This is a genomic window from Lactobacillus sp. IBH004 (assembly GCF_026185255.2).
Lineage (GTDB): Bacteria > Bacillota > Bacilli > Lactobacillales > Lactobacillaceae > Lactobacillus > Lactobacillus melliventris.
Window position 1 is genome coordinate 537619 of sequence record NZ_CP110217.2, and the last position, 13573, is coordinate 551191.

The window sequence follows — 13573 nt, forward strand, 5'->3', positions numbered from 1 at the left end:
TCCCTGCTTATAATTGCAGTTAAGGGTAAGATATAAGCTTAGTGAGAGGAGAATAAGATGACACGGATCAAGTCTTTTCTACAATGGCTGACACAAACCAAACTAGGCTTTTTTACTATTGTTTTAGTGACCTTTTGGTTAAAGACTTACGTTATTTATCTGACAAAATTTAATCTCGGTGCTGAAGGAGCAATGCAGAATTTTCTGTTGTTTTTAAATCCTTTACCAGCGGGTTTGCTATTATTAGGCATTAGTCTTTTCTTTAAAGGCAGAAAATCATATTGGATTCTGATTGCAACTGATTTGGTACTCAGTTTATGGTTATTTGCCAACATCCTTTATTATCGTGAATTTTCTAATTTTTTGTCGTTATCAATTATTAAAACTTCCGGTTCAACCGCGGATAATTTAGGTAAAAGTATTGTAGGGATTACCCGAGCAACTGATTTTTTAACTTTTATTGATATTGCTTTTGTCATTATTTTGATGGTTAGCAAGATAGTTAAGTACGATTTACGCCCATTAAAGCTTAAATTTAATCTTTTGCTTGAAGGTATCGCAGTTCTGCTGATAGGGATCAATTTGATGATGGCCCAAAAAGACCGTCCAGGGCTATTGACGAGAACTTTTGACAACAGTTACATTGTTAAATATTTGGGTATGAATGAATATGCCGTTTATGATGCTTTTAAGACTGCACAAACAAGTGAACAAATGGCTAAGGCAAATGTTTCTGATTTGCAAGCAGTCAAAAAGTACTTGAAGCTTAATTATGTCAAACCCAATAGTGCATATACCGGAGTAGCCAAGGGCAAAAACGTAATGGTTATTCACCTTGAGAGCTTCCAGCAATTTTTAATAGGGTACAAATGGAAAGGCAAAGAGGTCACCCCTAATTTAAATAAACTCTATCACGCCAAGAATACGCTTAGCTTCTCCAATTTTTACAATCAAGTTGGACAAGGAAAAACATCGGATGCTGAAATGATGCTGGAAAATTCTCTTTTTGGTTTACAGTCTGGTTCAGCAATGTCCAGTTATGGTACTTCAAATACGTTTGAGAGCGCCCCTGCAATTTTAAGTCAGCAAGGTGGATACACTACGGCGGTTATGCACGGCGGCGCCGGTTCTTTTTGGAATCGTAATAATGCTTATAAACAATTTGGTTATGAGTACTTCATGCCGCTTTCTTATTATCAGAATAAGCCCAAATATTACATCGGCTATGGTTTAAAAGATAAGATTTTCTTCTCCCAGTCTATTAAATATATCGAACGTTTGCCGCAACCCTTTTATCTTAAATTAATAACGGTCACCAATCATTATCCTTATGATTTAGATAAGAAAAATCAGTCAATTGCTAAGACTGAAACTGGTGATGAAACGGTTGATGGTTACGTTCAAACTGCCCATTATCTCGACCAGGCGATTGGTCAGTTAATGCGGTGGCTGCAAAAAACAGGTTTAGCTAAAAACACTTTGCTGGTCTTTTATGGCGATCATTATGGTATTTCTGGTAATCACCACAAGGCTAGCGCAGAACTTCTTAACCAAGATGAATTTACTAATTTCGATAATTTAAAGTTCCAACGGGTTCCATTAATGTTTCATATGAAGGGCCTGAAGGGAGGCATCAAAAAAACCTATGGTGGTGAAATTGATGTACTACCTACACTGCTTAATTTGCTTGGAATTAAGAACCAGAAAACGATTCAGTTTGGTCATGATTTGTTAAGTAAAAATGCACCACAGATAGTTGCACAACGTAACGGTGACTTCATCACGCCCTTATATGCTAAAGTTGGTAGTACCTATTATGATACTAAGACAGGTGCAGAAATAATTAAGCCAGATAAAAAATTAAAGACTGAATTGGTGGCAATATCAAACAAAGTAACAACGCAGCTTTCATTATCTGACCGTGTTATCGCCGGCAATCTGTTACGCTTTTACCATCCTAAATGGTTTAAAAAGGTCAAACCGCAAGATTACGACTATAATGAACAAAAGGCTCTAAAAAAACTATATTCAAAAAATAAGACTTCTCTGTGGTATAAAAACCACCGGAAAACAACACAAAATAAATTTAAAACTGATGCTCCAGAGCTCGAAAAATAAAACTCGAAATTAAATCTATTTTGTGCTAAAATTTACCAGTAACGTATCTGTATATTGGAGGCAGCGCATTGTACAATTTATTTATGACGCTACTAATTATTGTTTCAATCTTAATCATTATTGCGACAATGATGCAGCCGCAAAAGCAGCAAGATGCATTGAATGCACTCTCTGGCGGTGCAGTTTTTAGTGGTCAAACGAAGAAACGTGGTTTTGAGGCATTTATGGAAAAAGTAACCTCTGTTTTATTGGTTCTCTTTTTCGCTTTTGCTATTGTATTAGCTTATTTGTCTTCAAAATAACTAATGGTTCCTCCCGATCAAGTGATGGGAGGACTTTTTTTATCTTTTTAATAATGAAATGGAGTTAAAAGTGCATGGCACAAAACGAGAGCATTTTAGCTAATGTTTTAGAGATTTTTCGTCGTAATCCTAAAAAACAGTATCAAGTAGAACAAATTGACCGTATGTTACGCCGAGACAGACTTGGCAGTTTTTCTGATATGGTCAAAGCACTATCTTATTTAGAGCAAAAAAAGAAAATAATTACTGATGGTAAGGGTCACTACCAATTAGCACAGGAAAATACTGAAGTCGAAGGTATTTTTAAAGCAAATAGCAAAGGCTTTGGCTTCGTCAAACTTGATGATGAAGATGCTGATGATATTTTTATTGCCCGCGACTATACTGAATACGCTGTTGACGGAGACAGTGTGAAGGTTAAAATTACTGCAGGTGGCAATCCCTGGAATGGTAAAGGCCCTGAAGGTCAAGTGGAGCAAATTCTTGAGCGGGGGACCAAGACACTTGTGGGTGAATTTTATCCAATGACCGATGCCCAAGTGAAAATTAGTCATTTTATTGGTTATGTTTTAAGTTCAAATAAAAAGCTGGCTAATTATCGGGTTTATATCAGCCAAGACGGTTTACAGCCGCAAAAGCAGGACATTGTTAAAGTAGCTATTGCTAGTTATCCTGACAAGAACAATCCTGATTCAATGACTGGTGTAGTTACCAATGTTATTGGTAACAAAAATTTGCCGGGCGTTGACATTATGGCAATCGTTTCAGAGCATGACGTTAGAACTGAATGGTCCGATGATGCCCTTGCTCAATCTAACGCCATTCCGGATCACGTAACTGAAGCTGAAATGGCAAACCGTGAGGATATTAGGGACCAGCCTGCTGTTACAATTGATGGTGAAGATTCTAAAGACTTTGATGATGCAGTCGTGTTATGGAAATTGCCTAACGGTAACTATCATTTAGGTGTTCATATTGCTGATGTTGCTCATTATGTGACAGAAAATTCTCCTTTGGATAAGGAAGCTTTTACCAGAGGCAACAGTACTTATTTAGTTGATCGTGTTATTCCAATGTTGCCTTTTAGGCTTTCAAATGGCATATGCTCCCTCAACGAAGGTCAAGATCGTTTAGTATTATCCTGTGAAATGGAAATTTCCCCGGAAGGACAGAGGGTTAATTATCGTATTCATCCTTCGGTAATGAGATCACATGGCCGGATGACATATAACAATGTTAATAAAGTTTTAGATCCTGATAATCATGAAGAGCTTGAAGAAAAATATGTTAAGCTTGCTCCTATGCTGCAGGATATGGCTGAACTGCACAATATTTTATACCAGCAGAGGCATCAACGTGGTGCAATTGACTTTGAAGAACCTGAAGCAAAGATTATTGTGGATGATCAGGGTAAACCAACGGATATTGTGTTACACGATCGCGGAATAGCTGAAAAGATGATTGAATCCTTCATGCTGCTGGCTAATGAAACTGTTGCGGAAGATTTTTATCGTAAGCATGTCCCGTTTTTATACCGCGTGCATGAAACTCCTGATGGTGAGCGGATTAAGAGCTTCTTTGAGTTTTGCAGTGCATTTGGCTTACATATTACAGCTGATCCAAACCATGTTAAACCAATTGATTTACAAAAAGTAGTTGCTAAAACTACTGGTACTCCGGAAGAAGCCGTAGTCCAAATGATGATGCTGCGCAGCTTGAAGCAGGCACATTATTCAGAAGAACCTTTAGGACACTTTGGTTTGGCAGCTAAGTTTTATACCCACTTTACTTCGCCAATCAGAAGGTATTCGGATCTGATGGTTCACAGAATGATTCATGCTTACAGTGAAAAAGGGACTGACAAGAAAACGCAGGATCATTTTGCAAGCTATTTGCCAGATGTAGCTGATCAAACTTCAACTCAGGAACGAGTTTCCGTTGATACTGAAAGAGAAGTTAATGATCTAAAGATGACCGAATTTATGGCTGATAAAGTGGGTGATCACTTTGATGCTGTAGTGTCATCCGTTACCAGTTTTGGTATGTTTATTCAACTTCCAAACACTGTAGAGGGTCTTATTCACATTTCCAATTTAACAGATGATTTTTACAATTATAATGAAAAAAGCATGACATTAACTGGTCGTGGGACTCATAAACAGTTCCACGTAGGGATGCCGCTTAAGGTTACTTTGACAAATGCCAATGTTGAACAACATCAACTTGACTTTGAAATTTATGATCCCAATGCCCCTAAAAAGCCTCATAATAATCGCGGCGTTAAAACTGAAAGGCGGGGCAATCGGGGCTTTCGCAATGATCACGCACATAAAGGACATTACCGTAACAATTTTCAAAAAAATGGCAATCATCCACATTTAAGTAGATATAAACATTAGGTTGAAAAATTGAAAAAAGAAAAAAATGAGAATTTAATTGCTCTGAATAAAAAAGCACATCATGACTATTTTATTAAGGACACATATGAAGCCGGTATTGCCTTAACAGGTACAGAAATTAAATCCGTGCGGGCAAGACGTATTAACTTGCGCGATGGCTATGTACAAGTTATAAATGGTTCGGCTTTTCTGGAGAATGTCCATATTAGTGAATATAAACAAGGTAATCGTTATAACCATGAACCTCTTCGTTCAAGAAGATTACTTTTGCATAAAAAGCAGCTTCAACGACTTGCTAAAGACCAATCTACGCGGGGGATTGCAATTATCCCTTTGAAGGTTTATCTTAAACATGGTTTTGCCAAAGTTCTTATTGGTGTTGGCCAAGGAAAGAAAAAATATGATAAGCGCGAGAGCATTAAGAAGCGCGATCAAGAGCGTGAATTACGCAGGCAATATAAAATTTAAGGACGGTTTAATTAGTTTTCTAGTTGAACTGTTTTTTAATTATGCATTTGTTTTAAAATTAGCAACTTATCAACACTTTGCTTATTCATTTATATATAATTAAGTAATACTTATATAGTGTAAAAGCAGCACGAAAAATTTTATGTTTTAAACAAAAGTTGTTCTTAGAACAATTTACTAGAAATATTTTGTTAATCTTACTGAATACTTTTGCAATATTGTGTATAATTTATTAATATAATTAATGTTTATATGATTGAATTTATTAGATAGTAATACTTTAATTTATAGCTTTATATAAAGTGTAAACAAGTGAGTATCGCAAAAAACGAGTGTTTTTGATTAGTTCTACCTGTTTTTAAAATTTTAGAGAGATTTTGTTTAATAAGTAGAGTGTTTGATAATGCTATTTGTATGTAAGGATTTGAGTCGTAATGGAATTTGATAAAGTTTATAACCATGAACGAGTTACTCGCAAGTTTACTAATAGAAAAGTTAACGAAAAGTTACTTGCTAATATTATTGAAAGGGCACAATTATCCCCGTCACTGCTTAACTCGCAACCTTGGAAGGTATATATGTTAACTGGTGATGCACTTGCTGGTTTAAAAAAAGAGGTCAAATCTCAAATAAAGAACAATATTGAGCCTCATGAAGATTTTGTCAAAATGCTGTCACTTAATTGGGATTCATATCCCAGTCAAAATATGGCTGCAGTTGGAGCTTCACAACCATATTTTTTCAATAATAAAATGGACTTATTTACAGAATCAAATAACAACATGTTTAATGCTCAAGATGTGGCATTTCTTACGATTCCTAGAAATTCCCCCATTTGGTCAGTTTATGATCTAGGGATTTTTTCTCAAAGTATCATGTTGCTGGCGCTTAATGCTGGATTATCAATTATGCCGGCGCACTCAATGGTGTCTTATCCCGATTTAGTGCGTAAATATGGCAAAATTCCAGAAGATGAGCTTATTGGTATGGCAATTGGGTTAGGATATCAAGATAATGCAGCTGAGGTTAATGATCCCAAATTTTATCCTGATCGTCTGCCATTCAAAAAAATATATAAATTAGTTAAATAGACAAGTACTTCAATTTAAATAAAGCGCTATTAATGATAAAATGTTTAATAGGAAATTTTCACGGTTATACTGATAAGGATGATATAGATTTTGAGTACAGCCCAAATAGTTACTAATTTAATAGCAACTTTAGTTATTTTTGTTTTTGCATCATTCTTTGTTGCTGCAGAATTTGCTTTGGTTCAAACCAGGCCCAGCCAGCTTGAAGATATGTTGTCTAATAAAATTGGCAACCATCGCAAAGTAAAGCGCGCTTTGCACATGACTCATAATTTAAATGAATACCTTTCAACGACACAGGTTGGAACTACTTTAGTTGGTGTAGTTTTGGGCTGGTTTTCAGCGGATACTTTGGCTGCAATATTTGAAAGAGCATTTAATTTATTAGAACTTAATCATGCGGTAATTCGTTCACTAAGTGCGATTTTAGGTGTAATTTTGTTAACTTATTTAGAAGTTGTAGTAACAGAAATTGTACCTAAGAATATTGCGATTGACATGCCAGTAAAAATCTTGCTTAAAATTGTGACCCCTTTGCAGCTTTTCCATACCTTGGTTTATCCCTTTGTGTGGCTGCTTAATGCCAGTTCAAATGGGTTACTTAAAATGCTGGGTTTTGAGCCGGCTGATGAAGAAAATCAGGTTTACTCGCAATCAGAAATCATTAAATTATCGCGGAAAGCAGTTCATGGTGGTTCGCTTGATAAAAATGATCTGACATATATGAAACGTGCTTTTGAGCTGAATGATAAAATAGCCAAAGATATTATGACGGATAGAACGCGGTTAGTGGTTATCAATTCGACTGATTCTATCAGGCAAGCTCTTAAGTTGTACTTGGATGAAGGTTCAAGTAGAATTCCGGTTGTTCGGGATAATAACAAAGATGATATTGTTGGTTACATCTATGCCTTTGATGTTATTCAACAGAGCCAGATTGACGACAAGGTGCCAGTTACACGTATTATTAGAACAATGATTACAGTACCTGAATCCATGCCTATCCAAGATATTTTGCAGTTAATGATTAAAAAGCACACGCCAATCGTTTTGGTGGTGGATGAATATGGTGGCACTAGTGGAATAGTTACTGATAAGGATATCTATGAGGAACTATTCGGTACGGTTAAAGATGAAATAGATGACGTTTCTGATGATTATATTATTAGAGACGAGCAAGGTAATATTCATGTATCTGGCAAAACGACCCTATATGATTTTGCCAGATATTTTAAAACTGACTTAAAAAGTTTCCAAGATAGTGATATTATCACCATTGGTGGCTATATGATGGAACACTATCCAGACTTAAAAAAGGGCGAAAAAGTTAAATTAGAGGGCTTTGAATTTAAGCTGGATGATATTGAACAGGGTTTCATGCGCTGGTTTATCGTTAAAAATATTAACGAAAAAGCAAAAGAGTCTCAAGAAGAATAAAGGCATTTAAAAAGAGTTGTCCTCATGATATGACCCCCAAATTTAGGACAAATTTGGGGGTCATTTTTATGTCTAAATTATCTAAACAAGATAAAATTGAAATCTATCATCTTTGGCACGATTATCAAATAAGCCCTGCTGAGTTAAGTCAGCGTTATCGGGTTGGCAGATCTAATATTAATTACTTGTTAGCTTTAATTGGCCGTCACGGTCTAGCTATTTTAGATCAGCCTTTCACTACTTATACAAGTAATTTTAAGGAGCAGGCCCTTAGGCGAATCATAGTTGAACATGAGACTGCCCGTCGAGTATCTATTGACTTGGGCTTAAAAAGTAGTGGCATGTTGTACAACTGGCTGCGCGAATACCGTAAAAATGGGTATAATATCGTTAACAAGCAGAGAGGACGACCGCCCCATGACCAAAAGAGAACAGCTGATCAAACAGGAAAATCATCGGCTCAAGCAAGAAAACGAACGCTTACGCCAGCAGAACTTGAAGCTGAAAATCGAGAACGAATTCGTAAAAAAATTGAGCGTCTTAGTCGACCAGCGGACCAAGAACCGCAAGCCGCGGAAATAGCCCAGGCAGTTACCCAACTAAGACGCGAGCTTAAAGTCAGCGTAACTTTTATTCTTGATGCCATTAATGCCAATCCCAATCTGCCCCATCTATCCCGCAGTAATTATTACTACACTTTAAAGAAGAAGGACAAAGAGCGGGACAATCGAGAAATAATGGCTGAAATCAAAGCTATCTATGAAGAACACAAGCACCGCTATGGCTATCGCCGCATTACTGCAGAGCTTAGGCGTCGCGGTTTATTAGTCAATCATAAAAGGTGCAGCGCCTAATGAACAAGCTGAAATTGTTTGGCATAGTCAGTAAACGCTGGCACAAATACAGCAGCTATCGCGGCACTCAGGGTCCGATTAAGCCTGACCTGATTAAACGCAGCTTCAGTGCGGTTTATCCCAATCACAAATGGTATTCAGATGTGACGGAGTTTAAGCTCAAGGGGCAAAAGACCTATTTATCACCGATCATTGATGGCTGCACCCAAGAGATTGTTTCCTATACTATTTCCCGCAGCCCTAATCTTAAGCAGACCATGGACATGTTAAGGCAAGCTTGGCGCAAACATCCGGCACTGAATGGTTTGATCTTTCACACAGACCAAGGCTGGCAATACCAAAATGGTCAGTTTCAAGCGTGGCTCAAAAATCATGGCATTAGCCAATCAATGTCACGCAAGGGCAATTCGCTTGATGATGGGCTAATGGAAGGCTTCTTCGGGATACTCAAGCGAGAAATGTTTTATGGCTTTGAAAAGCACTTTAAGAATCTCACTGAACTGGAAGATGCGATTAGAGACTACATTGAGTATTACAATCAGAAAAGAATCAAAATTAAACTAAAAGGACTAACTCCGCTTGAATATCGAAAGTTAGTCCTCAGTTAGCAGCTAATATAAAGTGTCCTAATTTTAGGGTTCACATCATCAAGACAACTCTTTTATTTATTATTAACCAGTTTAATAATTTCGGGCTTTAATACACCAATATAACGTAGGTTACGATAATAATTCATGAAATCAAGTCCGTAGCCTACTACAAACTCGTTACCAACCTTTGAACCATAATACTCGACATCAACATCGACGTTACGATTTGCTTCCTTGTTAAGTAAAACGCAACATTTAACGCTTTTTGCTCCCCGTTTTTCAAGCAACTTTTTCATAAAATCTAAAGTCAGACCAGTGTCAACAATATCTTCCACGATTAAAACATCACGATCTTTCACATCAGATGCTAAATCAGAAACTAGCTTAACTTTCCCGGAAGACTCCATTTCATTACCGTAGCTTGAGACATCGAGAAAATCAATTTCAGCTTTGACGTCCATTTCTCTAACCAAATCAGTTAAAAAGAAAACAGCACCTTTGAGAGCACCAACGATTAACGGTTTCTTACCAGCATAATCATTGGTAAGCTGCTTTCCTAACTTAACACACATTTGGTGAATGTCCTCTTCACTAAACAATTTATGATCAATAATACTATTAATATTGTCGTTTTTTGGCATTTATCTACCCTTCATTGTAAAACAATTTAAATTCCTAATATTTCGATTATATCATTTTTTTGCTAAAAAAACAGACCATTTTCAACTATTTTCACTTTTTTAGCAGTCAATTACGTACAAAAAGTAGCTATATTGCTAAAAGCAGTAAGATAATTCTCGATTTGCTTAAATTTTTAACGTGTAACCTCAGTTTTTGGTAAAATTAATGCATAAGTATTTTTAGTGAAAGGTAAAAAAATGCAAAAACAACAAGAAATTAAAATGCTCAAGGCATTTTCTGATGCCAATTCTACTTCTGGCTTTGAAGGAGAATTTGTTAAACTATTTACCGATACTGTTCAAGATTTTGCTGACGTGAAGGTTGACGGTATGCTCAATGTGTATGCCAGCAAAAAAGATAACCAACCAGGTCGGCCAGTGATTCAACTGGATGCACATTCAGATGCTGTTGGCTTTATTACCCAAGCTGTCCGTCCTAATGGCATGATTAAATTCGTGCCCCTTGGCGGGTGGGTTAAATATAATATTCCTGCTCTGCGTGTAAAAATTAAAAATCGTGCAGGTGAATATGTTCCCGGTGTTGTGGCTACTAAACCACCTCATTTTATGACTGCAGCCGAAAAAAATAATGTACCGGACGTAGCCGATATGTCAATTGATGTTGGTTCCAATTCACGTGCCGAAACAATTAATGATTATCAAATCGATACGGGTTGTCCTATTTTTGTGGATGTTAAATGTGAATACAATGAAAAGTCTGGTTTGTTTTTCGGCAAAGATTTTGATGACCGCTTTGGCGCTGCTGCTATGGCTGACGTTTTAGACAATTTAAAAGATGAACAAACTGCATTTAACGTTGTTGCAGCACTTTCCAGCCAGGAAGAAGTCGGTCTGCGCGGAGCGTATGTGACAGCGCGTGCAGTAAAGCCTGATGTAGCAGTCGTGCTTGAGTCTTGTCCAGCAGATGATACTTTTACCCCAGAATGGTTGTCACAAACCGGACTGAAAAGGGGACCGATGTTGCGTGACATGGATACTTCGTTTTTGCCTAATCCTAAATTTCAACAGTATGCCTGCGATTTAGCTGATAAGAATAACATTCCGTATACTCGTTCTGTTCGCACTGGCGGTGGCCAAGATGGAGCAGCAATTTATTATGAAAATGGCGCACCAACCATTGTGATTGGTATTCCAGTTCGTTATGAACACTCTCCTTATTGTTTTAGTGCTTATTCAGATTTTAAAGCCTCTGTTGCTTTGACGCTTGCTATTATTCGTGATTTAACTAAAGAAAAGTTGGCAAGTTTTAGTCAATTTTAATGGCATTAACTACAGTAATCGTCTAAAATAGGCAACAAATTTAATTAAAGTATGATATAATAGTAAAAATTGAATAGCAGTCACTAGGGGTGCCAAAAAGCTGAGAAATACCCTCTGAACCTGATCGGGACAATACCTGCGTTAGGGAAGTGTAAAATTAGGTAATAATGATACTCCTACTGACATGTAAAGTTAGGAGTATTTTTTTATGTTTACTAGAACTTCAAAATGGAATGTAAAGTCGATTATTTTAATTGCATTAATTGGAATTATTATGGGAGTCATTTATACATATGGCTTTAACTGGGCTTTTAATTTAATCAAAATGCTGCTGGTGCCGACAGGTTTTGCACCGGTTACTGATACTGTTTTTACAGGTTTATGGCTTATGGCTGGACCTTTAGCGATGTATTTTGTTCCTACTGCAGGATCCGGTACGATTGGTGAATTATTAGCTTCTGTGGTTGAAATGGCCATAGGTGGTCAATGGGGCGCTACTACGATTCTTTCCGGAATTATTCAAGGCGCTACTAATGAAATCGGCTTTTTCCCTAAAAAAGAACGTTATCAAAATTTCACTTGGAAAAGCGTCTTAACTGGTGCGTTTTTTGCTTCATTTGGCTGTTTTATTCCCTCATATATTTTATATGGCTGGAGCAAATTTAGTATGCAAGTGCAAATCGTAATGCTTATTACCAATATCATTTCTGCTTTGGTTTTTGATGGCGTTTTAGTTAAGTTGATTACGAATTTATTTGATAAAGCATTAAAGCCAAAAATAGCTTAAATATTTAAAAAGGAGTATTGCTCTTGAAGTAATGATATGACCCCCGAAATTGAAGTGCTCCATAATAGTTAGACATTAATCTGACTATTAGGAGCACTTTTTTCATGACTAAATATTCAACTGCTTTGAAAATGGAAATTTGCAGTAAATACTTATCCCACCAAACCTCTTTAGCTAAACTAGAACGCGAATACGGCATTGATCATACCGAGATTAGGGCCTGGGCAGAACGTGCCCGCAAACATGGCTTAGCCGCTTTAAAGGTTACTCACACCCGGCAAACTTATTTGCCTGAATTCAAGCTAAATGTGGTACGCTTCTATCATGAACATCACATGGGAGTACTCAGGGTAGCCGCAGTTTTTAATCTTTCGCGGTCAGTAGTAAGACAATGGCTGGCGGCTTATCAGGCTGCAGGCTACTCTGGGCTGCTCCCAAAATCCAAGGGGAGACCACCAACCATGACTAAAAAGAAGCGTCAGAAGAAGCTTAAACCCACTAAGAAGCTAACCGAAGTAGAACAATTGCGTCGTCAGGTCGCTGAGCTAGAGGCACAAAAAGCCGACTTAGAATTGGATAACTTAATCCTAAAAAAAGTGGCTGCCCGATATCCACGCTCACCAACCGGCAAAAAACCAGAATAGCCGTGGAGATTCGGGCTGAGCGACCTGAGGTGCCGTTAAAGCTTTTGCTTGCCAAGCTGCACCTTAACCGCAAAACTTATTACGACAACCGCAGTCACCGATTGAACCGATTAGATAAATACGCTGCTGTTAAAGGCGTAATCAAGTCTATCTTCTACCAAGAAAGTGATGAGACTTACGGTTATCGACGTATGCATGGTGCACTCTTAGATCAAGGCTTTAGCTATGCGCCCAATACCGTGCGCAAGCTGATGCGGCAGCTGGGACTAAAGACCAGAGTCTACAGCAGGCGCACTGCACGCTACAGTTCTTATGCGGGCCCTGCAGGCGTAATCAAGGAAAACATTTTAAAGCAGCGGTTTAATGAAACCAGACCCTACCACGTCTTACACACGGATATTACCGAATACAATGACCACAGGCAAAAAGGTTTATATTTCACCGGTCATTGATGAGGCCTCACTGGAAATACTGGCTTGTCAAGTCAGCTATTCGCCTAACATGAGGCTGGTTTATGACATGCTGGCAGAGCTCAAGCAAAAACTGCCTGAAACAGCCCAGCCTATTTTGCATTCAGATCAGGGCTTTCAATACCGCCACAGCGGCTATCAAGCTAAATTAAGGCAAATGAAGATTAAGCAAAGCATGTCGCGCAAGGGTAACTGCCACGATAATGCACCGGGCGAAACCATCTTCAACCTAATGAAACGGGAGAAGCTCAACCGCATTAAGATCAGTTCACTAGCAGAAATGCAGGCAGTACTGCGCGATTACGTTTACTGGTTCAACCATATCAGAAGATCAAACAAACTAAAATACACGACTCCGATCAAATATCGAAATCGTGCATTGAGTCTTGCGTAATATTAAAATGTCTAACTTTTTAGTTGCACTTCAAATTGTCTTAATTCCGGGGGTCATA

At 37.7% G+C, this 13573-nt stretch carries 9 protein-coding genes, 2 pseudogenes and 1 riboswitch; of the genes and pseudogenes, 10 read left to right on the forward strand and 1 reads right to left on the reverse strand.

Features of this window, described 5'->3' with window-relative positions; genetic code table 11:
- Positions 1 to 57: 57 nt before the first annotated feature.
- The 7 genes and pseudogenes from LDX54_RS02825 (at position 58) to LDX54_RS02855 (ending at position 9277) form a co-directional block, all read left to right on the forward strand.
- Positions 58 to 2118, forward strand: a complete 2061-nt coding sequence (locus LDX54_RS02825) for an LTA synthase family protein (RefSeq protein WP_265666927.1) — start codon at positions 58 to 60, stop codon at positions 2116 to 2118.
- Positions 2119 to 2186: 68 nt separating this feature from the next.
- Positions 2187 to 2420, forward strand: coding sequence for a preprotein translocase subunit SecG (secG, locus tag LDX54_RS02830; protein WP_046324479.1), 234 nt, complete (start codon positions 2187 to 2189; stop codon positions 2418 to 2420).
- A 74-nt stretch (positions 2421 to 2494) separates the two neighbouring features.
- Positions 2495 to 4819: a ribonuclease R gene (gene rnr, locus LDX54_RS02835; protein ID WP_265666926.1), complete on the forward strand. Its 2325-nt coding sequence runs from the start codon at positions 2495 to 2497 to the stop codon at positions 4817 to 4819.
- 9 nt (positions 4820 to 4828) lie between these two features.
- Positions 4829 to 5287 (forward strand): SsrA-binding protein SmpB, encoded by a 459-nt coding sequence (gene smpB, locus LDX54_RS02840; protein ID WP_265666925.1) that lies wholly within the window; start codon positions 4829 to 4831, stop codon positions 5285 to 5287.
- 434 nt (positions 5288 to 5721) lie between these two features.
- Positions 5722 to 6378 carry a nitroreductase gene (locus LDX54_RS02845; RefSeq protein WP_265666924.1) on the forward strand — a complete coding sequence of 219 codons (657 nt, stop codon included), beginning with the start codon at positions 5722 to 5724 and terminating at the stop codon, positions 6376 to 6378.
- A gap of 90 nt (positions 6379 to 6468) precedes the next feature.
- Entirely contained in the window at positions 6469 to 7815 is a 1347-nt protein-coding gene (locus tag LDX54_RS02850) for a hemolysin family protein (RefSeq protein ID WP_265666923.1), read from the forward strand.
- 68 nt (positions 7816 to 7883) lie between these two features.
- A pseudogene (locus LDX54_RS02855) lies at positions 7884 to 9277 on the forward strand (IS3 family transposase).
- A gap of 53 nt (positions 9278 to 9330) precedes the next feature.
- Here LDX54_RS02855 and hpt read toward each other — a convergent pair.
- Positions 9331 to 9900: a hypoxanthine phosphoribosyltransferase gene (hpt, locus tag LDX54_RS02860; RefSeq protein WP_046324484.1), complete on the reverse strand. Its 570-nt coding sequence runs from the start codon at positions 9898 to 9900 to the stop codon at positions 9331 to 9333.
- 237 nt (positions 9901 to 10137) lie between these two features.
- Here hpt and LDX54_RS02865 point away from each other — a divergent pair, with 237 nt between their 5' ends.
- The 3 genes and pseudogenes from LDX54_RS02865 (at position 10138) to LDX54_RS02875 (ending at position 13515) form a co-directional block, all read left to right on the forward strand.
- Entirely contained in the window at positions 10138 to 11220 is a 1083-nt protein-coding gene (locus LDX54_RS02865) for a M42 family peptidase (RefSeq protein ID WP_265666922.1), read from the forward strand.
- A gap of 75 nt (positions 11221 to 11295) precedes the next feature.
- Positions 11296 to 11385: riboswitch (TPP riboswitch) on the forward strand.
- Positions 11386 to 11428: 43 nt separating this feature from the next.
- Positions 11429 to 12007 carry an ECF transporter S component gene (locus LDX54_RS02870; protein WP_046324486.1) on the forward strand — a complete coding sequence of 193 codons (579 nt, stop codon included), beginning with the start codon at positions 11429 to 11431 and terminating at the stop codon, positions 12005 to 12007.
- A 104-nt stretch (positions 12008 to 12111) separates the two neighbouring features.
- Positions 12112 to 13515: pseudogene (locus LDX54_RS02875) on the forward strand (IS3 family transposase).
- The last annotated feature ends 58 nt before the right edge of the window (positions 13516 to 13573 follow it).

Excerpts from the sequence above, each read along its gene's own strand:
- LDX54_RS02825 (WP_265666927.1), top strand. The coding sequence starts at position 58 with ATGACACGGATCAAGTCTTTTCTACAATGGCTGACACAAACCAAACTA.
- rnr (WP_265666926.1), top strand. The coding sequence starts at position 2,495 with ATGGCACAAAACGAGAGCATTTTAGCTAATGTTTTAGAGATTTTTCGT.
- LDX54_RS02845 (WP_265666924.1), top strand. The coding sequence starts at position 5,722 with ATGGAATTTGATAAAGTTTATAACCATGAACGAGTTACTCGCAAGTTT.
- hpt (WP_046324484.1), bottom strand. The coding sequence starts at position 9,900 with ATGCCAAAAAACGACAATATTAATAGTATTATTGATCATAAATTGTTT.
- LDX54_RS02865 (WP_265666922.1), top strand. The coding sequence starts at position 10,138 with ATGCAAAAACAACAAGAAATTAAAATGCTCAAGGCATTTTCTGATGCC.
- LDX54_RS02870 (WP_046324486.1), top strand. The coding sequence starts at position 11,429 with ATGTTTACTAGAACTTCAAAATGGAATGTAAAGTCGATTATTTTAATT.